Raw genomic sequence first — 20,203 nt, 5'->3', positions numbered from 1 at the left:
TTGTGCCTCAACGTCGAAGTGCTGTCGTCCGACGGCGCCGCGATCGAGCTGCGCGAAGGCGAGGACGAGGACCTGGAGCGCGCCGCGGCGAACCTCGGCATCAACCTGTCGAGGAACGAAGCCGCCACCGTCGACGATCTGGCGAACTAGGCGGTCGGCCGGATGCCGTCACGGCATCCGGCCTCCCGCAACGGATTACCCAACTAGTGAACTTTTGCTCGAATTCGACCCGCACAGGGGAAAGGAAGTTACGTGCTAGACGTCAACTTCTTCGATGAACTCCGGATCGGCCTGGCCACCGCCGAAGACATCCGTCAGTGGTCCTACGGCGAGGTGAAGAAGCCGGAGACCATCAACTACCGCACGCTCAAGCCGGAGAAGGACGGCCTGTTCTGCGAGAAGATCTTCGGTCCCACCCGGGACTGGGAGTGCTACTGCGGCAAGTACAAGCGCGTCCGCTTCAAGGGCATCATCTGTGAGCGCTGTGGCGTCGAGGTGACTCGCGCCAAGGTGCGCCGCGAGCGCATGGGCCACATCGAGCTGGCCGCTCCGGTCACCCACATCTGGTACTTCAAGGGCGTGCCCTCGCGCCTGGGCTACCTGCTCGACCTGGCGCCGAAGGATCTGGAAAAGATCATCTACTTCGCCGCCTACGTCATCGTGGCGGTCGACGAGGAGCTGCGGCACAACGAGCTGTCCACGCTCGAGGCCGAGATGGAGGTCGAGAAGAAGGCGGTCGCCGACCAGCGCGACGCCGACCTCGAGGCCCGCGCTCAGAAGCTCGAGGCCGACCTGGCCGAGCTGGAGGCCGAAGGCGCCAAGTCCGACGTCCGCCGCAAGGTCAAGGACGGCGGCGAGCGGGAGATGCGCCAGCTCCGCGACCGTGCCCAGCGTGAGCTGGACCGGCTGGAGGAGATCTGGAACACCTTCACCAAGCTGGCGCCCAAGCAGCTCATCGTCGACGAGGTGCTCTACCGCGAGCTGGTCGACCGCTACGGCGAGTACTTCACCGGCGCGATGGGCGCGGAGTCCATCCAGAAGCTGATGGAGAGCTTCGACATCGAGGCCGAGGCCGAGTCGCTGCGCGAGACCATCCGCACCGGCAAGGGCCAGAAGAAGCTGCGCGCGCTCAAGCGGCTCAAGGTCGTCGCGGCGTTCCAGGCCAACGGCAACTCGCCGATGGGCATGGTGCTCGACGCCGTTCCGGTGATCCCGCCGGAGCTGCGCCCGATGGTCCAGCTCGACGGTGGCCGCTTCGCCACCTCCGACCTGAACGACCTGTACCGTCGCGTGATCAACCGCAACAACCGCCTCAAGCGACTGATCGACCTCGGCGCGCCCGAGATCATCGTCAACAACGAGAAGCGGATGCTGCAGGAGTCGGTCGACGCCCTGTTCGACAACGGCCGCCGCGGCCGTCCGGTCACCGGACCGGGCAACCGTCCGCTCAAGTCGCTGTCCGATCTGCTCAAGGGCAAGCAGGGCCGCTTCCGTCAGAACCTGCTCGGTAAGCGCGTCGACTACTCGGGCCGTTCGGTCATCGTCGTCGGTCCGCAGCTGAAGCTGCACCAGTGCGGTCTGCCCAAGCTGATGGCGCTGGAGCTGTTCAAGCCGTTCGTGATGAAGCGCCTGGTCGACCTGAACCACGCGCAGAACATCAAGTCGGCCAAGCGGATGGTGGAGCGGCAGCGACCGCAGGTGTGGGACGTCCTCGAAGAGGTCATCGCCGAACACCCCGTGCTGCTCAACCGCGCGCCCACCCTGCACCGTCTCGGTATCCAGGCCTTCGAGCCGCAGCTGGTGGAAGGCAAGGCCATCCAGCTGCACCCGCTGGTCTGTGAAGCGTTCAACGCCGACTTCGACGGTGACCAGATGGCCGTGCACCTGCCGCTGTCGGCGGAGGCGCAGGCCGAGGCTCGCGTGCTGATGCTGTCGTCGAACAACATCCTGTCGCCCGCCTCGGGCCGCCCGCTGGCCATGCCGCGTCTGGACATGGTGACCGGCCTGTACTACCTGACCCGTCTGGAAGAGGGCGCGAAGGGTTCCTACCAGCCGGCCACTCAGGACGGTCCGGAGCAGGGCGTGTACTCCTCGCCCGCCGAGGCGCAGATGGCGGTGGACCGCGGTGAGCTCACCGTGCGTTCGCTGATCAAGGTCCGGTTGACCGACCAGCGTCCGCCGAAGGAGATCGAGGCCGAGCTGTTCCCGGAGGGCTGGCGCCGCGGCGACGCGTGGACCATCGAGTCCACGCTGGGCCGGGTGCTGTTCAACGAGCTGCTGCCGGTGGACTACGCGTTCATCAACGAGCAGATGCCCAAGAAGCGCCAGGCGACGATCATCAACGATCTCGCCGAGCGTTACCCGATGATCGTGGTCGCGCAGACCGTCGACAAGCTCAAGGACGCGGGCTTCTACTGGGCCACGCGTTCCGGCGTGACGGTCTCCATGTCCGACGTGCTCGTGCCGCCGGAGAAGGCCGAGATCATGGAGCGCTACGAGGCGCAGTCGGATCAGATCGAGAAGAAGTACCAGCGTGGTGCGCTCGATCACCAGGAGCGCAACAACGCCCTGGTCAAGATCTGGCAGGAGGCGACCGAGGAGGTCGGTAAGGCGCTGCGCGCGCACTACCCGGCCGACAACCCGATCATCACGATCGTCGACTCGGGCGCCACGGGTAACTTCACCCAGACCCGTACCCTCGCCGGTATGAAGGGCCTGGTGACGAACCCGAAGGGTGAGTTCATCCCGCGGCCGATCAAGTCCTCCTTCCGTGAGGGCCTGACGGTTCTGGAGTACTTCATCAACACCCACGGCGCTCGTAAGGGTCTGGCCGACACCGCGCTTCGCACCGCCGACTCGGGTTACCTGACCCGTCGTCTGGTGGACGTCTCGCAGGACGTCATCGTGCGCGAGCACGACTGTGGCACCGAGCGCGGCATCGTGGTGCCGATCGCGGAGAAGCAGCTCGACGGCTCGATCATCCGCGACGCGCACGTGGAGACCTCCACCTATGCGCGCACGCTCGCGTCCGACGCGCTCGACGCGCAGGGCAACGTCATCGTGGGCAAGGGCGCCGACCTCGGCGACCCGGCGCTGGAGGCGCTGCTCGAGGCGGGTATCACCGAGGTGAAGGTCCGCTCCGTGCTGACCTGCACCACCGGCACCGGCGTGTGCGCGACCTGCTACGGCCGCTCGATGGCGACCGGCAAGCTGGTCGACATCGGTGAGGCCGTCGGTATCGTCGCCGCGCAGTCCATCGGTGAGCCCGGTACCCAGCTGACCATGCGTACCTTCCACCAGGGTGGTGTCGCGGGTGACGACATCACCGGCGGTCTGCCTCGTGTGCAGGAGCTGTTCGAGGCGCGCGTGCCGAAGGGCAAGGCGCCCATCGCGGAGGTCTCCGGTCGCGTGCGGCTGGAGGACGACGATCGCTTCTACAAGATCACCATCATCCCGGATGACGGTGGCGAAGAGGTTGTCTACGACAAGCTCTCGAAGCGGCAGCGTCTGCGTGTGTTCAAGCACGACGACGGCACCGAGCGTCTGCTCTCCGACGGTGACCACGTCGAGGTCGGCCAGCAGCTGCTGGAAGGCGCGGCGGATCCGCACGAGGTGCTGCGCATCATGGGCCCCCGGCAGGTTCAGGTCCATCTGGTCCACGAGGTCCAGGAGGTCTACCGCTCGCAGGGTGTGTCGATCCACGACAAGCACATCGAGGTCATCGTGCGCCAGATGCTGCGTCGCGTGACGATCATCGACTCGGGCGCCACGGAATTCCTGCCCGGCTCGCTCACCGAGCGCGCCGAGTTCGAGGCCGCGAACCGTCGCGTCGTCGCCGAGGGCGCCGAGCCCGCGGCGGGTCGCCCGGTGCTGATGGGTATCACCAAGGCGTCGCTGGCCACCGACTCGTGGCTGTCAGCGGCGTCCTTCCAGGAGACCACCCGAGTCCTGACGGACGCGGCGATCAACTGCCGCTCCGACAAGCTCATCGGCCTCAAGGAGAACGTGATCATCGGCAAGCTGATCCCGGCCGGTACCGGTATCAACCGCTACCGCAACATCCAGGTGCAGCCGACCGAGGAAGCCCGTGCCGCCGCGTACGCGGTGCCGTCCTACGACGACACCTACTACAGCCCGGACAGCTTCGGTCAGACCACCGGCGCCGCGGTTCCGCTCGACGACTACGGCTTCAGCGACTACCGCTGATCCGTCAGCCGTAAGCATCCGGCCCCCGCTCCGTTCTGGAGCGGGGGCCGGATTCGTTTCGCGCGCGGTGGACAACCGGTGGGGAAGCCAGTAAAAGTAGAACAGGTTTCAGTTCTGCTCCTGGAGGTGGCGGTGGACGGCGTGGCGTTGGCGGATCTGGTGGTGGCCGGGTTCCGGAAGCTGGGGTTCATCCAGTACGCGGGGGTGGAATGGGAGGAGTTCGCGGCGGGGCGCAATGTGGTGTCGGTCGTGCCGCGGGCGGAACACCTGAACCACAACGGGGATCTGCACGCCGCCGTGTTGTTCGGGATGGCGGAGACCGCCGCGATGGGCGCGTCGGTGTCGGGAATCGTGGACCTGATGGGGGATACGTTCATCGTCGCCAAAGACGGGCGCATCGAGTACAAAGCCCGGGCGAAAGGGGAAGCGGGGCCGTTCCGAGCTACTTCCGCGTTCTCCGGCGAGACGCTGGCGAAGATGCGTGCGGACATCGAGGCGAAAGTGCCGCTCGAACTCGAAGTTCCGGTGGATATCGCCGACGCCACCGGAAAGACCGTGGCCGCAGCGGTGTTCACGGCCGTGCTGCGTCCGCGCCGGACGTGATCGCGCCCGGAGATGCTCGGAGCTACCGTGCTCCACGGTGAGTGACCGGCACCGCGGGCCGGGCGCGCGGACGCACGCACGCCGGTTCTTCTGGAGAACAGCGGAATAGTGGGGGTCGCCCGGACCGCAGTCGCGGCGAGGCCGTCGGGACTCGCGTCCCTCGCCGTGCCGCTGCCGTCGATTTCGGCATCGGGGGTCCGGGCACGGGTGGTCCGGGGCGCGGCCGCGCTCCGGACGTGACCTCACCGCTCGCTGTCGAGCATCGCCATCTGTGCCGTGGCGTAGCGTTCCCCCGCGACTCGGTCTGCGGGCACGGCCGACTCGATGGTGGACAGCTCCTCGTCGGTTAGCGAAAGATCAAGGGCGCGAACAGCTTCCGCCCAGCGTCCGCGTCGGCGGGTGCCGATGAGCGGCACGATGTCCGCGCCGCGGGTCAGTGCCCAGGCGATGGCCAGTTGCGCCACCGAGGCGTCCTTGCGCGCCGCGATCTCGTTCAGCGCGCGGACCAGCTCCAGATTCCGGTCCAGGTTCTCGCCCTGGAAGCGTGGGCTGTGCGCGCGGAAATCGGTCGGGTCGAAGGTGGCGCCGGGCTGGATCGCATCGCTGAGCAGACCGCGTGAGAGCACGCCGTAGGCCGTGACGCCGATGCCGAGCTCGCGGCAGACGGGCAGGATGCGCTCCTCGATGCCCCGCGAGATCAGCGAATACTCGATCTGCAAGTCCACGATGGGATGCACGGCCGCCGCGCGCCGGATGGTTTCCGGGCCGACCTCGGACAGGCCGACATGGCGGACGTATCCGGCTTCGATCAGCTCGCCGATGGCGCCGACGGTGTCCTCGATCGGCACGTCCGGATCCAGCCGGGCGGGTCGGTAGATGTCGATGTGGTCGACGCCGAGCCGCTGGAGGCTGTAGGCCAGGAAATTGCGCAGCGCGGCGGGACGGTTGTCCATGCCGACGAAACCGCCGTCAGGGCCGCGCAGCGCGCCGAACTTCACGCTCAGCACCAGGTCCTCGCGAGGACGTTCGGCGATGGCCTTGCCGATCAGCATCTCGTTGTGGCCCGCGCCGTAGAAATCCCCGGTGTCGATGAGGTTGACGCCGGAGTCCAGCGCCGCATGGATGGTCGCGGTCGATTCGGCGTCGTCGGTCGTGCCGTACGCGCCGGACATGCTCATAGCGCCGAGGCCGATCCGGCTGACGGTCGGACCGGTGGCTCCCAGCCGCACTTCGTCGATCTTCGTTGTCGTCATGGGACCAGCCTGAACCGTGCGGGACCACCGCGGGAGAGATCGTTTATCGGGGGAGCGGCGATCCCTGGCTGAGCACGCCGTTTCGGGGGACAGTGAAAACCATGGACCGCCCCGAACTCGCCGACTTCCTGCGCCGTCGCCGGGAGCAGCTCACGCCCGCCGACGTGGGATTGCCGCCCGGCATCCGGCGGCGCACGCCGGGGCTGCGCCGCGACGAGGTCGCCCTGCTCGCGGGCATCTCGACCGACTACTACACCCGGCTCGAGCAGTCACGCGGTCCGCGTCCGTCCACCCAGGTGCTCGCGTCGCTCGCGCGCGCCCTGCGTTTCGACAACGACGAACGCGACCACCTCTACCATCTGTGCGACCACGCCCCGCCGGGCCGCGAGACGACCGACAAGCACGTGGGCCCCGGCCTGATGCACTTGCTCGCCAAGCTCGACGACACCGCGGCCACGGTCGTCACCGATCTCGGCGAGGTGCTCGTGCAGAACCGGATGCACACCTTGCTGGTCGGCGATCACGGCGAACGGCGCGGCTGGGACCGGTACTACGCCTACCGCTGGTTCACCGACCCGTCCGCGCGCGCGACCTTCCCGGAGGAGGATTGGGACCGGCTCAGCCGCCATCACGTCGCGGATCTGCGTGCCACGGCCGCGCGCCGGGCGGCCGATTCGGACGTGATCGAGTTCGTCGCGCGACTACGCTCCGCGAGCGTCGAGTTCGACCGGCTCTGGAACGAACACGAAGTAGCCGTGCGGCTTTCGGATATCAAGCGCATCTTGCATCCGCAGGTCGGGCTGATCGACATGGTCTGCGAAACGTTGCTCACACCCAACTCCGCCCAGCGCCTGCTGGTCTACCTCCCGCGCCCCGGCACGGACGCGGCCGAGAAGCTGGACCTGCTGCGGGTGATCGGCACGCAGCAGTTGACGCCCGTCGACCGGCTCGACTAGGGCGCGGTGACGTACTCGAGCGCCGCGTCGACGGCGGGCTGTCCACCGCCGATGACGTACCCGGCCATCGCGCCGATCGCGGCGCCCGCGACCGCGGCGACGGGCACCGTGATGAAGTCGATCACGAACAGGCCGAGCGGGAATCCGACGATGAAGCCGATGGCGGCGCCGATCCCCGCGCCCGCCAGGATGGTCGGCATGACCTTCTCGGCCTCGGCGTAGAACCGCTCCTGGGCGCTGACGTCGCGCAGCGGCGCGTCGGCCATGGCGATCGGCGCGACGGTGAGCCGATGTCCCGCGTCCTCGAGTACGGGCCGCAGGGACACGCGCTGGTCCCCGATGCGCAGCGTCATCGGCAGCGCGGCGACGACCTGGCCGTCGCGATCGGCGACCGTCACCACCCGGTCGTCGTGGGTCAGCTCGAACGTTCCGTCCTGGAGGGTCGCCACCGCAGCACGGCGATCCTCGCTGGCGGCGACCTCGTAGGCGACCTGGTGGAACGTGCCGTGCAGGTCGAGCGGCGCGTCGGCGGGCGCGGGCTGCGCGTGCGCGGCGCTCGTGGTGAGTGCGGTGGCCGCCAGCGCAACCAGAGTGGTCGCGGTGAATTGGATGATCCTCATCGTGCTCTTTCCGTGTCCCGCCCCGTGTCCGGTTCGTCCGGACAAGATACCGCTCGACGGGCTCGATCAGAAGGGTTGAGCGACAGTTCATCACCGATTGCGGCGGCGAAAGTATCTGTCGCACTTCGCCGGCGAGTGCCTGTAAAGCGGGAATCGGTCGCCGGGGCGGGCTTCGGCCCCGGCGTCGTCGGGTCGGCCGCCGGGTCGTGGTTTCTCGGCCGACCGTCGGTCGAGTTGCCGGATCCGGGCGATGCGATTCCCTCTTGACGTCCGCGCCGTGCTGCGCAACACTGAACTAGATGGTTCAGTATGACTTCTTGGACGCCTCCTTCGGAGCGCTCGCGGATCCCACTCGGCGTGGCATCCTCGAACGCCTCGGCAGTGGGCCCGCGACCGTCAGCGAACTGGCGGAGCGCTTCGAGATGACGCTCACCGGCATCAAGAAGCACGTCCAGTTGCTGGAGGCGGCGGGCATGGTGGTGACGGAGAAGCGCGGCCGGGTGCGGTACTGCCGCCTCGGCGAGAACGTCTTCGACCGCGAAGTGGCCTGGATGCAGGGCTACCGGCGGATGGTGGAAGCGCGGCTGGATCGTCTCGGCGAATTCCTCGGACGAACGGAGCAGGAGCGATGAGCACAACCACGAACGACGCTGTCATCACGGCCGACACCGACCGCGCGATCCACATCGAGCGGGTCTTCGACGCCCCGCGCGAGCGGGTGTGGGCCGCCTACAGCAGGATCGAACAGCTCGCCCAGTGGTGGGGTCGCGGCAACCGGCTCGACATCGAGCGCTGGGAGTTTCGTGCCGGCGGGCACTGGCGTTTCGTCGAGCACGCCGAGGGGGAGACGCACGGCTTCGAGGGCCGCTTCCGCGAGATCACCCCGCAGGAGCGCATCGTGTACTCCTTCGAGTGGGACGGTATGCCCGCCCACGTGGCCATCGACAGCGTCAGCTTCGTCGATCTCGGCGACGGCCGCACCAAGGTGGTCACCGACAGCCAGTTCCACACGCCGCAGGAACGGGACGGGATGCTCCAGTCGGGCATGGAGTCCGGGCTCAACGAGAGCTACCGCGCACTGGACGCACTGCTCGCCCGAGGCTGAGACCGTACGCTTCGGTTCCGGTCGCGTGAGCGGAGCCGAAGCGCGGGGTGCGCCATCTCGTGTCAGGGGAATCGGCGGCCGATCCAGGCGCGTCTACCGACGCGAACGGCCGTCCGGCTCGGGACGGTGGCGGCGGCAATCCTCAACAGGTGGCGGTGCTGACAACAGCGGGGCCGCCGGGCGGAGCCGGATGAGATCGCGGCGCGGTTCAGTCCCTGGCCGGGCCGATCCGGCGCTTGCGCGGCTTCAGATGCAGTCCGGGCAGGGGCGGCGCGGGAATGCGCTGCCCCGGGGTGTGGCCCGCGATGTCGGCGAACCGGCTGACGTCGTGATTCTCCCAATCGGCGCGGGCGGCGACGATGTCCTCGTGGCTGCGGCCGACGAAGTTCCACCACATCACCAGTTCCTCGCCGAACGGCTCCCCGCCGATCAGCGCGACGTGCGCGCCGCCGGAACTGGTGAGCTGGAGTTCGTCACGGCCGGTGCCCAGGTACAGCAGCGGTCCAGCCGCGAGTTCGTCGCCCGCGACGGTCACCTCGCCCTCGATCACCAGCACAGCGTGCTCGAAACGAGGGTCGAGCGGGAGAGCGACATCGGCTCCCGGCTCGAGCCGCACATCGGCGCCGACGATGGGTGTGTAGGCGATGGCGGGCGAGGTCTTCCCGGCCAGCGACCCGATCAGCACGATCGCTCGCAGGCCGGGCGCTTCGACGACCGGCAGTTCGCGATGCTGCTCGAAATGCGGCGCGATGCCGGTGCGGTGGCCCGGCAGGGCGATCCACAGCTGCAAGCCGTGTCCGGCGGGCGCGCCGGGCACGGCGTACTCGGAATGGGCGATGCCGCGCCCGGACGTCATCAGGTTCAGCTGACCGGGTTCGATCTCCACGTCCGACCCGACCGAGTCGCGGTGCCGGATACGGCCTTCGAACGGCCAGGTCACCGTTTGCAGGCCGATGTGCGGATGCGGATCGATGTCCGGCGGCGCGCCGGTCTTGGTGACCGTCGGCGAGCCGAAGTGGTCGAGAAAACACCACGCGCCGACGGTGGGCAGATCGCGCTGGGGCAGCACCCGTTCGACGTACACACCGCGCACGCCGCCGAGTGGCACCTCGCGGGCCGGATAACGCTCCGCGACCGGGCCGGGGCCGGGCGCGGGTTCACACAGCGTCTCAGCCGGGCGCGGATCCAGGTCACTCACCGATCGACGCCCTTGCCGATCACGTGCTTGTCGTAGTCGGGGTGCTTGTCCAGGTACGCCTTGATGAACGGGCACACCGGCCGGATCACCCGCCCCCGCTCCACGACGTCCTCGATCGCGCTCTTGGCCAGGACCGAGCCGAGGCCCTTCCCGGAGAACGCGCCGTCGACCTCGGTGTGCGTGAACACCGTCTCGTCGTCGCGTTCCTCGTAGTCGGCGAAGCCGGCCAGCTCCCCGCCGTAGAACACCTCGTAGCGATGCCGCTCGTCGTTGCGGACGACCTTGGACTCCGAAGCCGATTCGGTCATGGTTCCCTTCTCCTTCCGTGCGCGAACCGGATGCCTGCTGAGAATCGAGACCCGGTTGAACGCGCCGATCGTGGTGGCCACCCAGATGACGACGGACAGCTGGTCATCCGTCAGATACCGGCGAGCAAAAGCGTACTCACGCTCGATGACGTGCTCGTCCGGGAGCGTCGCCGTCACTTCCGCGATCGCGAGCACGGCCTGCTCGAAGGGCGGGTACGTGCCGCCGCGCCGCCAGCCGGGCAGCACCGCGATCTCCTGCTCGGTAGCCCCGGCCGCCAAGGCCGCCCGGTAGTGCACGTCGAGGCAGTACGCACAACCGTTGATCTGGGAGACGCGCAGATTGATCAGTTCGATGATCCGGCGATCCAGCCCCACGGCCGCGGCGGCGGCCCTGACCTCGCTCGCGACGCCGTTCAGTGCGCGGAACGCGATGGGCGTCCGTTTGTCGATCCAGACGCGATCTCGCGGGGCTTCGGGGCTCATATTCATGGGATGTTAGCGGCCGCCGGTGAACGGCGCAGACCGCGCCGCCGGAGAAACGGACTTCGGTCCGGGGAAGCGCGTGGTAGGGAAGGAGTCCGTGGTGGGCCGGGCCCGCACGCGACCCCGGACCACCGCCGCGCTCATCCGATCTCGGTGAACCGTCGCAGCTGGAACGGTTCGACCAGGACGTCCTGCAACGCCGTCGCCAGGGCCTTCAGGTGTGGCGTCTGGAAGTGCGCGGCCAAGGCGTCCTCGTCGGCCCACTCCTCGAGCAGCACCATCCGGCTCTGGTCGGTGGGATGCAGGTAGAGCTCGTATCGGACGCAACCGTCCTCGGCGAGCGTCGGTTGGATCATGCCTTGCAACAGGTCCTTCAACTCCGCCTCGCGACCCGGCTTGGCGGTGAAGCGGACGTTGAGCGTCAACGTCGACATGAGCGTCTCCTGATCTCGTGGTGGGTTATTCGCGGCCCGCCGACGTGAACGACATGTCCGCGTACCGGGTGCCGGTCACCCGGCTCGCGATCGGCTCCAGTGTCGCCAGTTCGTCGGCGGTGAGCGAAATGGTCGCGGCGGCCACGTTGTCGGCGAGCCGGGTGCGGCTGCGCGTGCCGGGGATCGGGACCACTGCGAGGCCGCGCACAGCGGCCTGTGCGTGCACCCAGGCCAGGGCCACCTGCGCCAGGGTGATGCCGCGTGCCTCGGCGATGGCCCGCAGCGGGTCGAGCAGTTCGGCATTGCGCGCCGCGTTCTCGCCGGTGAAGCGCGGCATCGTGGAACGGAAATCGCTCCTGTCGGCGGTGCCGGTGAACGATCCGGTCAGGAAGCCGCGACCAAGCGGCGAGTACGGCACGAAGGTCACACCCAGCTCCGCCGCGGCGGGCACCACGGTGCGTTCGACGTCCCGGGAGAACAGCGACCATTCCGACTGCACGGCCGCGATCGGGTGCACCGCGTGCGCCGCCCGCAGTTCGGCGCCCGTCACCTCGGACAATCCGAGCGCGCGCACCTTGCCCTCCCGCACCAATTCCGCCATCGTGCCGACCGTGTCCTCGATCGGCACGGCGGGGTCCTTGCGGTGCATGTAGTACAGATCGATGGTGTCGACCCGCAGCCTGCGCAGGCTGCCCTCCACCGCGGCGCGGATGTAGGCGGGGGAGTTGTCGAACCCTCGGAAGGCCGGGTCGTCGGCCTTGCGGACGATGCCGAACTTGGTGGCGATCACCAGCCGGTCGCGCTCGGCGCCGAAGAAATCGCTGAGGAATTCCTCGTTGTGCCCGGAGCCGTAGACATCGGCGGTGTCGAACAGAGTGACACCCAGTTCCAGCGCCTGATCCAGGGTCGCCCTTGATTCGGTGAGATCGCTGGGCCCGTAGAACTCGCTCATGCCCATGCAGCCCAGACCCTGCGTCCCCACCTCGATGCCGCTGGTTCCCAGGGTGGTGGTGGGCAGGCTGTCCGTGCTCGTCATAGCTTGATTCCTTCGCTGTCGTGCGCGGTGACCATGGCCGGGGGAGCTGTCTCGACTTTGCCCTCGTACAGGGCGATCTTGTGGTCCAACACGGCCAGGGTCTGACGGAGTTCATCGATCTTGGCGAGTACCTCGGCGCGGGTGTCCCGGAACATCTCCAGCCGCTGGGGGAGCGTGGCGTCTCCCGTCCGCACCAGCTCGGCGTAGCGAACCATGTCCGCCACCGACATGCCGGTCGTGCGCAGCCGCCCGATCAGCGCCAGCCATTCGAGATCCCGGTCGCTGAACCGGCGCTTGCCGGAGTGGTCCCGGCCGATGTAGTCCATCAGCCCGATCCGTTCGTACCAGCGCAACGTATCCCGGCTCAGCCCCGATCGCTCGGACACCTCGCCGATCGAATACCGCGGCAGCTCCCGGTCGTCACTCGCGGTCACCGGAAACGCGGTTTCACTCATGACTTCACTCGCTGACGCTCGTTCACTGCACTCGCCCTTCTCGTTGAACACTGACGACGCTAATCACCTGGAGTGCACTCCAAGCAAGACCCATTCTCCGGTTGTTTCTCCCGGCTGTCGCCGTCACCGCGAGACCGGCTTCGCGTCCTGTCGCGCGACGGTGTCGACGAAGTCGGCGACCAGCGGGGCGATCTCCGGGAGGAACTCCTCGAGCGCGAAATGGCCGGTATCGAAAACGTGCAGATCGGCGTCCGGTAGGTCGCGGAGGTAGGCGTGCGCGCCCGGCTCGGGAAAGAAGGCGTCGTTTCTTCCCCAGACGATCAATGTGGGTGGGCGGTGCGACTGCAGCCAGCGCTGCCAAACAGGGTAGAGCTCGACATTGGAGTGGTAGTCCAAGCCGAGCGCGATCTGTGCCCGCTGCCGCTCGGGGCGGTCCAGGAAGTACTGGTCGAGCACCCATCCGTCGGGTGCGACGAGTTCGGAATCGGTGGTGCCGCCCAGGTATTGGCTCTGGGTCACCGGCAGGGTGAGGATCTGCCGGATGTTGTCCTCGGCGCCGGGCACGCCCGGCCGGTTGGCGACGGTCTGGCGCGCCAGTTCGGACAACCCTTCGGCGTAGGCGTTGGCGTTCTGGATCACCAAGCCCGCGATGCGGTCCGGTTGCCTGGTGGCCAGCCGGAACCCGACCGGGCCGCCGAAGTCGAAGACGTACATGACGAACCAGGTCAGGCCGAGCGCCTCGACGAAACCCTCCAGGACGTCGGCGAGCGAGTCGAACGAATAGGGGAAGTCGGCGGGCGCCTCGGTGTGTCCGAAGCCCGGGTAGTCCGGCGCGACCACGTGGTAGCGGTCGCCGAGCGCGTCGATGAGCCTGCGGAACTGGTGGGAAGCGGATGGGAATCCGTGCAGCAGGAGAAGCGTGGGCGCGTCGGCCGGTCCGGCCGTGCGATAGAAGACGCGCACGCCGTCGACCTCGACGAACCGGTGCGAGACCTTGGCGATGTTCACAGGACCACCTAAACGAGAAGAAGTTTGCATTAAGATCGTGGCAGGGCTGACGGATCGACGCAAGGGAAAGCTGTTCGATGGCAGAGGAGATCAGGCCCGGTGCGGTCCGCCCGGGCGGAAGGACGGCGCGCACGAAGCGGGCCGTGCTCGCGGCGACGCTGACGGAACTGGTCGAGAATGGCTACGCGGGAACAAGTCTGGAGAAGATCGCCGCGCGAGCCGGCGTCGCGGTGTCCACCTTGTACCGGCGCTGGGGCGGCCTGGATCGCGTGATCCTCGAGGCCGGGATGGATGTCGGCACGGGCATCGTCACGCCGGACACCGGGGACTTCGAACGCGATCTCATCGACTTCGCCCGCGCCGTGGTCGAGGTGTATCGGAATCCGGTGGCGGAGCACTGGCTGTACGCGATGGTGGTGGCCGCGACCAGGGATCCGTCCGCTCGCGCCACGTTCTCCCTGCTGTTCGAGAACCGCTTCGCGGAGGTGGTCGTCATCGTGCGGCGCGCGCTCGAACGCGGTGAGGTGCACCCCGACACCGATCCGGCGGAGGTGATCCGGTTGGCAGCCGCTCCGATCTACTACCGCATGCTCGTCACCGGCGAGCCGGTCGACGACGCGGTGGCCGAGCGCGCGGCGCGTACGGCGGCGCTGGCCGCCCGGGCGGGGGTGCTCCGGGCGGACTGACGCGCGCCGGTCAGCTGCTGTAATCGGGCAGCTGCTGGACGGCCCATTTATTGCCGTCCGGATCGGCGAAGTAGGTGAACCGCCCCCAGGCGAGGTCCTCGACCGGCGCGGCGTCCACACCGGCGGCGATCAACTGCTGGTAGGCGTCGTCGGCGCTGGCGACCACGATCTGCATGCCTCGGACGCTGCCGGGTTCCGCGTCGGTGATGCCCTCACCGAGACAGATCGAGCATCCGGAACCGGGCGGGGTCAGTTGAACGAAGCGCAGGTTCTCGTTCACCCGGTGATCGTGGTCGGCGTTGAAGCCGATCTTGGTGTAGAAGTCCTTGGCGCGGTCGACATCGGTCACCGGAATGGCGACGAGTTCGATTTTCCAATCCATCCGGCGAGCATTCCATCGTGCACCGACAAAGTCCCGGATTCCGGCCTACCCTGGGCACATGCCTGGAAAGGACATCGACCGGATCAGGGCTCGTTCGGCCTGGGCGACGGTCAAGGAAAGCCCGGTGATCACCGCGATAGCGGTCGCGCCGTTCGCGCTCGCGCTGGGCGTGGTGTGGTGGTTGTTCGGGGGACTCGCCGCGTTCGCGCTGCTGCTCGTGCTCGGCGCGGTCGTCGTGGTCGGCGGCAGATTACTGCGCTGACCGCGCGTCCGGATCGCGTGCGGTCAGCGCGGGATGTGGAATTGCACCAGCTCTCCGGTACCCGGATCGACGTCCGCCCAGTCGCGGTCGAAGCGCAGTACCGCGAGCGCCGAAGTCGGAAACTTCCGGCTGAGTTCGACCGCGGGGGCGCTGTCGCGATTGCTCGCCAGCTCCCAAGCCGTCCACGGCATGCCCGGCGCGTGGCCGACCACCAGCAGTGTCGCCACGTCGTCGGCGCTGAGGCGGACCAGCTCGATCAGCGTTTCCGGCGTGGCCTCGTAGATCCCCGGTTCGAAGACCACCGGCGCGGTGATGCCGGTCGCGGACAGCGTCTGCCTGGTGCGGGTGGCCGTGGAACAGTGCACGGCATCGATCGGCGGCTGGGTCGCGCGCAGCCACTCACCCGCGAGTCCGGCCTCGCGCCTGCCTCGCGGCGCCAGCGGTCGCTCGTGGTCGTCGACGCCGTCCGGATAGGCCGATTTGCCGTGCCGCATGAGGATCAGAGTCCGCGCCATGGAGATACGGTAAGCCCTCCGGGCGAGAGGTCCCGACCACACTCGAGGCAAACTGAAAGCGGCATCACATCACGTGCTCCCGCGGGCGACCCTCGCGGCGGACGTGACGGACGCCGCTCATCTGTCCACCACAACCCCTGGGTGGCCACAGCCCACGTACTTCTTCGAGGATCAGCACAATATGGCCTACGTAATCACGCAGCGTTGTTGCAACGACGCCAGCTGCGTCTCCGAGTGCCCGGTCGACTGCATCCGTCCCACTCCGGACCAGCCGGAGTTCGCGACGACCGAGATGCTCTACATCGATCCCGACACCTGTATCGACTGCGGCGCCTGTGTCGACGCGTGCCCGGTGGAGGCCATCTTCTCCGAGGACGACCTGACCGCTTCGCTGGCGCGATTCCGCGACATCAATGCCGCCTATTTCCAACGGCATCCGCTGGAATCCAACTTCGATCCGATCGTCACGCCCTCGCGTCCGCCGAAGGAGCTGGGCACCCTGCGCGTCGCGATCGTCGGCGCCGGGCCCGCGGCCTGCTACGCGGCGGACGAACTGTTGCGCAGGGCCGACGTGGAAGTCGAGATGTTCGACCGGCTGCCCACCCCGTGGGGTCTGGTGCGTGCGGGCGTCGCGCCCGACCATCCGGGCACCAAGACGGTCTCGGGCATGTTCGAGTCCGCGTTCCGCCGCGAGACCCTGCAGTACTACCTGAATGTCGAAGTGGGCACGCACATCTCGCACGAGGAACTGCTGCGCCACCACCACGCCGTGATCTACGCGGTCGGCGCCTCGAGCGATCGCAAGATGGGCGTCCCGGGCGAGGACCTGCCGGGCAGCCACTCCGCCACCGAGTTCGTCGCCTGGTACAACGGCCATCCCGACTACGCCGACCGGACCTTCGATCTGTCCGGTGAGCGCGCCGTGATCGTCGGCAACGGCAACGTCGCCTTGGACGTGGCGCGCGTGCTGACCGTCGATCCGGACGAACTCGCCAAGACCGACATCGCCGATCACGCGCTGGATGCTTTGCGGCAGAGCAATATCCGTGAGGTCGTCGTGCTCGGCAGGCGCGGCCCGCTCCAGGCGGCCTACACCTCGCCGGAGTTCCTCGCGCTCGCGCATCTGAAGGGCGTCGACGTCGTCGTGGAGGAGGCCGACCTGGAACTCGACCACGCCAGCCAGGCGCTCGTGGACGACCCGCAGGTGGAGCCGTCGCTGGCCTTGAAGTACACCCTGGCCAAGGAGTACGCGGGCGGTCGCAGGGCCGAGGGCAACAAGCGGATCGTCTTCCGCTATCTGACCTCGCCCACCGCGCTGACCGGCACCGATCGGGTGGAGTCCATCGAGATCGTGCACAACGAGTTGTTCGACGACGACGGTCAGCTCGTGGCGCGCCCGACCGACCGCACCGAGAGCATCGAGACTTCGCTGGTGCTGCGCTCGATCGGCTACCGCGGCGAGCGGATCGGCGAGCTGCCGTTCGACGAGCGGCGCGGCGTCGTGCCGAACGAGCACGGCCGGGTCGTCGGCGACGACGGGACGCTGCTGAGCGGCGTGTACGTCAGCGGATGGATCAAGCGGGGACCACGCGGCGTCATCGGTTCCAACCGAACCGACTCCGAGGAGACGGTGGAGCTGCTGCTCGCCGACTTCACCGCGGGCAAACTCGCAGCGCCGCAGGCCGACCGCGCCGCGCTGAAGGCGCTGCTCGCCGAGCGCCAGGCCGACTTGGTGGACCGGGCGGGCTGGCGAGCGATCGACCAGGCGGAAAAGTCCGCGGGCAAGTCCGCGGGCCGCCCGCGGGTCAAGTTCACCACCCGCGAAGACCTGCTCAAAGCCGCCCGCGGCTGACGACCCAGGACGCCGGTCGGATCACCCCGCGACCCGACCGGCTCCGATCCCCAGGTCCCCGACGTGGCCCAAGCATCGGCTGGATCCAACGAGGACGCCGACCAGGTGGATCTTCTGCGAGAACCGGCCGACTGATTTCGCAGGCACATGGATAGCTCGTCGGGTACGTCCAAAACCCGAGCGGCACCCACGCAAGCCCTGAACGCAACTGCCGAGCCCCTGACCAGTACGGCCTGAAGAGGCGGAGACGCGGAGCAGCCTACTGATTTCGCAAGTACATGGGTAACTCACCGGGTACGCCCAAAACCCGAGTAGCACTCGACGCAGGACCTGAACGCAAATCCCGCGCCACCCGACTGGTACGGCCTAAATACTCGGAGAGGCGGGAATGGGCATGATGCGGACCACGGTCGTGGTGGTCCCGCCGACCACGAACCACAGCCGCAACACCGGCTGGCCGGTCCGATCCCCGGGTTCGTACCGGCTGCGCACGCTCACGTGCTGGCGTGCCAGCACCGGCGCCACGTATTCGATCACCGCGCGGTGTGGACCCGCGAGCAGTTTGGGATATTCGACCAGGAACTGTTCCACCGCTTGCCAGTAACAGGCGTTGTTGACGTGGTTGTACTGGTCGATATCGGTGGCCCGCACCGGGAACGGTAAGTCGGTGTCCGACTCCGGCGGTGTGGCGTCGGTCAGGTAGGGCCGCCACCGCAGGCGGTGTTCGGTGGACGTGCGGGCGAGGTAGGCGAGGCCCTCGTCGCTGATCCGCGCGGGCATGCCGGTGGACTCGCTGATATTGATCCAGAAGCCCTCGGTCTCGATCAATCCGCCGTTGCCGCTGGTGATCCGCACACGCATATTGGTCCACCGGGTGGACATCGCCGAGCACCACCGCAGCAGCTGCACGTCGTCCGGCCACAGGATCGGCCGGATGACGTCGATGACGGTGCGCCGGACGATCCAGTTCGGGTCCGACCGGTGGAAGAACGTGCTGTGCAGGTTTTCCCAGGCGATATCTTGCAGGTAGCGGGCGACGGCGTCGAACCGCAACCGGTCGTAGGGATCCACATCGCCAGCCCGGATGGGCCACGCCGAAGCAAAGCCCATGCCCTCCTCGGGAAGCGGGGCGAGTGGCTGATCGAGTGACACTTGTGCTCCTCGCGCTGCACGGTGTGCCGCGTTTTCTTCGTGCGGTGCTGTTGTGACGACTTTACGGGGCGTACGTCACACCCTCGCGTCGAGCCGTCCGTACCTCCTTAATAGTCCGTCTGTGGGGATCTGGGCCAGCAAAAACGGGGTCTTGCGCGCGCGAGAGACTCCGACGCACGGTCGCGGCGGCTCGGCGGGCGGGAAGCATGGCCGTGCGCGGGGTCAGTACCCCTGGTACGCGCCGCCCGAGTTCACGGCAGCGACACCCGGGACGTTGCCGAGCGAACCATAGCGGTCGATCGAGTACCGCACGCCGGCGATGATGTTGTCGACCGGGTTCCAGACGTCGTCGTGGCCCGGCGCCTTGTACGCGTTGAACGTGCTGTCGATGGTCTGCATCAGACCCTTCGACGGATGCCCGGCCACCCAGTTGCTGTCCCAGCGGTTCTCCGCGTATGGATTGCCCGCGGATTCGTGCTCGATGATCAGCGCGATGGCCCGCTCATCGATCTGCGCTGGGTCGTACCCCATCGCGATGAGCTTCTGCTTCGCCTCGGCGATCCACTGCGCGACGTCACCGGTCGGCATGGGCCCCGACGGCGCGGACGAACTCGTACCACCGTGATACGGCGTGCTCGACGAGGTGCCGTGCGGCGACCCGGAGTTGTGGTGCCCGGACGTCAGCTGGCTCGATTGATGCGACGACGGTGCGGCGACGGGGGTCCCCGATGCGGCGGCCGGTGCGGTGGCGGCGGGCGTGGTGGGGGCCGCGGGCACGTTCGCGCTGGGCTCGCCGAGCCCGGCGAACGCCGCCTCCAGTTTCCCGGCCGCGCTCTCGACCTGCGTCTTCGCTTGGTTCGCCACGTCATCGGCGGTCTTCAGGGCGTTGGTCAGCTCCCACGTCCGCGAGGCCGCCTGTAGTGCTTCCTGGAAGACGAGCCCTTCGACGTCGGCTTTGTCCGCGTGCGAGCGCAGATAGTCGATGCGCGTCTTGGCGTCCACGGTGCCGTTGGGCGCGACGTCGAACGGCGGCGTCTGGTTCAGCGCGTCGTCGCGCAGGCTCAATACCTTGGCTTTCGCTTCGGCGAGGTTCTGCACCTGGGTGGTGAGCGCCGTCTTCAGCTCGAGCAGGGCGGCGCTCACCGCGGAAGCGCGGGTCTTCTCGGTCTGCATCCTGGCGTTCGCGGCGTTGCCGGCGGAACCGGACCACTGCTCGGCGTCGGCGAGTGCTTTCGTGTCGTCCGCGCCCTTGCCGACCGCGGTGTCCAGGCCCTGCGACATCCGTTCGGCGAGCGCGCCCGCCGCCGTGAGCTGCTCCGGCCGCCAGTTCTCGACGTCTGGGATGCTGAGCGTCATGGCACCTGGAGTCCTATGGTGCGAAGTTTCGCCGCGAAGTCGTCCTCGACCAGCTCGTACTTTCCCGCCGCGTTGTGCAGGTTGTCGGCGATCGTGCTGAGCCGCGAGCCGATCCGCTCCAGGCAGCGGTGCGCGGCGTCGTTCGCGCGCTGGGCCGCAGGGCCGAACTCGGTGCCTGGCAGCGCCCCGACGACGGCACCGAGACTCTCGCCGCCGCCGAGGTCGGCGACCGAGGTGGCCTCCGTACGGAGAGTCTGCGCGAACGAGCGCAGCGCCGCCGGATCGACTTGCATCGTCGTCGCAGGTTGCGATTGGTTTTGCTCGACCATGAAT

At 68.0% G+C, this 20,203-nt stretch carries 21 protein-coding genes and 2 pseudogenes; 9 read left to right on the top strand and 14 right to left on the bottom strand.

The window, feature by feature from the left end:
* The 3 genes from ACL03I_RS33655 to ACL03I_RS33645 form a co-directional block, all read left to right on the top strand.
* Nucleotides 1-150: hypothetical protein (locus ACL03I_RS33655; protein WP_412807974.1), on the top strand; the 150-nt coding region annotated here is incomplete at its 5' end.
* Between the two features lie 102 nt (nt 151-252).
* Entirely contained in the window at nt 253-4,206 is a 3,954-nt protein-coding gene (locus tag ACL03I_RS33650) for a DNA-directed RNA polymerase subunit beta' (RefSeq protein WP_355080071.1), read from the top strand.
* A 78-nt stretch (nt 4,207-4,284) separates the two neighbouring features.
* Nucleotides 4,285-4,809: a PaaI family thioesterase gene (locus tag ACL03I_RS33645; RefSeq protein ID WP_355080069.1), complete on the top strand. Its 525-nt coding sequence runs from the start codon at nt 4,285-4,287 to the stop codon at nt 4,807-4,809.
* Between the two features lie 242 nt (nt 4,810-5,051).
* On the opposite strand, the gene ACL03I_RS33640 is transcribed toward ACL03I_RS33645, so the two are convergent.
* A complete protein-coding gene (locus ACL03I_RS33640) occupies nt 5,052-6,062 on the bottom strand; it encodes an aldo/keto reductase (RefSeq protein ID WP_355080067.1) in 1,011 nt (336 codons plus the stop codon).
* Nucleotides 6,063-6,163: 101 nt separating this feature from the next.
* Between ACL03I_RS33640 and ACL03I_RS33635 the strand changes: the two genes are divergently transcribed.
* Nucleotides 6,164-7,018 (top strand): helix-turn-helix transcriptional regulator, encoded by an 855-nt coding sequence (locus ACL03I_RS33635; protein ID WP_355080065.1) that lies wholly within the window; start codon nt 6,164-6,166, stop codon nt 7,016-7,018.
* Here ACL03I_RS33635 and ACL03I_RS33630 read toward each other — a convergent pair.
* On the bottom strand, nt 7,015-7,638 hold the full coding sequence (locus ACL03I_RS33630) for a hypothetical protein (RefSeq protein WP_355080063.1): 624 nt from the start codon (nt 7,636-7,638) through the stop codon (nt 7,015-7,017). The two genes, ACL03I_RS33635 and ACL03I_RS33630, sit on opposite strands and share 4 nt — an antisense overlap.
* Before the next feature lie 299 nt (nt 7,639-7,937).
* Between ACL03I_RS33630 and ACL03I_RS33625 the strand changes: the two genes are divergently transcribed.
* Both ACL03I_RS33625 and ACL03I_RS33620 read left to right on the top strand, forming a co-directional pair.
* A complete protein-coding gene (locus ACL03I_RS33625; RefSeq protein ID WP_397281940.1) occupies nt 7,938-8,270 on the top strand; it encodes an ArsR/SmtB family transcription factor in 333 nt (110 codons plus the stop codon).
* Nucleotides 8,267-8,743, top strand: a complete 477-nt coding sequence (locus ACL03I_RS33620) for an SRPBCC family protein (protein WP_412807973.1) — start codon at nt 8,267-8,269, stop codon at nt 8,741-8,743. The genes ACL03I_RS33625 and ACL03I_RS33620 overlap by 4 nt, the downstream gene beginning before the upstream one ends.
* A gap of 208 nt (nt 8,744-8,951) precedes the next feature.
* Here ACL03I_RS33620 and ACL03I_RS33615 read toward each other — a convergent pair whose 3' ends face one another.
* From ACL03I_RS33615 to ACL03I_RS33590, 7 genes and pseudogenes are all read right to left on the bottom strand, one after another.
* Nucleotides 8,952-9,941 (bottom strand): pirin family protein, encoded by a 990-nt coding sequence (locus ACL03I_RS33615; protein ID WP_355080057.1) that lies wholly within the window; start codon nt 9,939-9,941, stop codon nt 8,952-8,954.
* A pseudogene (locus ACL03I_RS39590) lies at nt 9,938-10,207 on the bottom strand (GNAT family N-acetyltransferase); the annotation flags it as partial. The pseudogene ACL03I_RS39590 and the gene ACL03I_RS33615, both read right to left, overlap by 4 nt.
* Before the next feature lie 54 nt (nt 10,208-10,261).
* Nucleotides 10,262-10,732, bottom strand: a pseudogene (locus ACL03I_RS39585) (carboxymuconolactone decarboxylase family protein); the annotation flags it as partial.
* Between the two features lie 140 nt (nt 10,733-10,872).
* The gene (locus tag ACL03I_RS33605) at nt 10,873-11,166 is read right to left on the bottom strand and encodes a putative quinol monooxygenase (protein WP_355080053.1); all 294 of its coding nucleotides are present in this window, start codon (nt 11,164-11,166) and stop codon (nt 10,873-10,875) included.
* A gap of 25 nt (nt 11,167-11,191) precedes the next feature.
* Nucleotides 11,192-12,202, bottom strand: coding sequence for an aldo/keto reductase (locus ACL03I_RS33600; RefSeq protein WP_412807971.1), 1,011 nt, complete (start codon nt 12,200-12,202; stop codon nt 11,192-11,194).
* Complete coding sequence (locus ACL03I_RS33595; protein ID WP_355080049.1) at nt 12,199-12,657, bottom strand: MerR family transcriptional regulator; 459 nt, start codon at nt 12,655-12,657, stop codon at nt 12,199-12,201. Before ACL03I_RS33595 ends, ACL03I_RS33600 begins: the two co-directional genes overlap by 4 nt.
* Before the next feature lie 123 nt (nt 12,658-12,780).
* Nucleotides 12,781-13,665 (bottom strand): alpha/beta fold hydrolase, encoded by an 885-nt coding sequence (locus ACL03I_RS33590; protein WP_412807970.1) that lies wholly within the window; start codon nt 13,663-13,665, stop codon nt 12,781-12,783.
* 77 nt (nt 13,666-13,742) lie between these two features.
* On the opposite strand from ACL03I_RS33590, the gene ACL03I_RS33585 reads away from it, so the two are divergent.
* On the top strand, nt 13,743-14,351 hold the full coding sequence (locus ACL03I_RS33585) for a TetR/AcrR family transcriptional regulator (protein WP_355080045.1): 609 nt from the start codon (nt 13,743-13,745) through the stop codon (nt 14,349-14,351).
* 10 nt (nt 14,352-14,361) lie between these two features.
* Here the strand turns inward: ACL03I_RS33585 and ACL03I_RS33580 are convergent, their stop codons facing one another.
* Nucleotides 14,362-14,733, bottom strand: a complete 372-nt coding sequence (locus tag ACL03I_RS33580; RefSeq protein ID WP_355080043.1) for a glyoxalase superfamily protein — start codon at nt 14,731-14,733, stop codon at nt 14,362-14,364.
* Between the two features lie 58 nt (nt 14,734-14,791).
* Here ACL03I_RS33580 and ACL03I_RS33575 point away from each other — a divergent pair, with 58 nt between their 5' ends.
* Nucleotides 14,792-14,995 carry a hypothetical protein gene (locus tag ACL03I_RS33575; protein WP_355080041.1) on the top strand — a complete coding sequence of 68 codons (204 nt, stop codon included), beginning with the start codon at nt 14,792-14,794 and terminating at the stop codon, nt 14,993-14,995.
* A gap of 23 nt (nt 14,996-15,018) precedes the next feature.
* On the opposite strand, the gene ACL03I_RS33570 is transcribed toward ACL03I_RS33575, so the two are convergent.
* The gene (locus ACL03I_RS33570) at nt 15,019-15,510 is read right to left on the bottom strand and encodes a SixA phosphatase family protein (RefSeq protein WP_355080039.1); all 492 of its coding nucleotides are present in this window, start codon (nt 15,508-15,510) and stop codon (nt 15,019-15,021) included.
* Nucleotides 15,511-15,691: 181 nt separating this feature from the next.
* On the opposite strand from ACL03I_RS33570, the gene ACL03I_RS33565 reads away from it, so the two are divergent.
* A complete protein-coding gene (locus ACL03I_RS33565) occupies nt 15,692-17,362 on the top strand; it encodes an FAD-dependent oxidoreductase (RefSeq protein ID WP_412807969.1) in 1,671 nt (556 codons plus the stop codon).
* 366 nt (nt 17,363-17,728) lie between these two features.
* Here the strand turns inward: ACL03I_RS33565 and ACL03I_RS33560 are convergent, their stop codons facing one another.
* The 3 genes from ACL03I_RS33560 to ACL03I_RS33550 form a co-directional block, all read right to left on the bottom strand.
* The gene (locus ACL03I_RS33560) at nt 17,729-18,514 is read right to left on the bottom strand and encodes an acyl-[acyl-carrier-protein] thioesterase (protein ID WP_355080035.1); all 786 of its coding nucleotides are present in this window, start codon (nt 18,512-18,514) and stop codon (nt 17,729-17,731) included.
* A 222-nt stretch (nt 18,515-18,736) separates the two neighbouring features.
* Entirely contained in the window at nt 18,737-19,870 is a 1,134-nt protein-coding gene (locus tag ACL03I_RS33555; RefSeq protein WP_355080033.1) for a transglycosylase SLT domain-containing protein, read from the bottom strand.
* Nucleotides 19,867-20,199, bottom strand: a complete 333-nt coding sequence (locus ACL03I_RS33550; protein WP_355080031.1) for a type VII secretion target — start codon at nt 20,197-20,199, stop codon at nt 19,867-19,869. Before ACL03I_RS33550 ends, ACL03I_RS33555 begins: the two co-directional genes overlap by 4 nt.
* Nucleotides 20,200-20,203 lie beyond the last annotated feature (4 nt).

It is taken from the genome of Nocardia sichangensis (genome assembly GCF_047200615.1).
In the GTDB taxonomy this organism is placed as follows: Bacteria; Actinomycetota; Actinomycetes; order Mycobacteriales; family Mycobacteriaceae; genus Nocardia; species Nocardia sichangensis.
The sequence above is the reverse complement of the archived record's forward strand: the minus strand, read 5'-3'. Positions and strand labels throughout refer to the sequence as shown.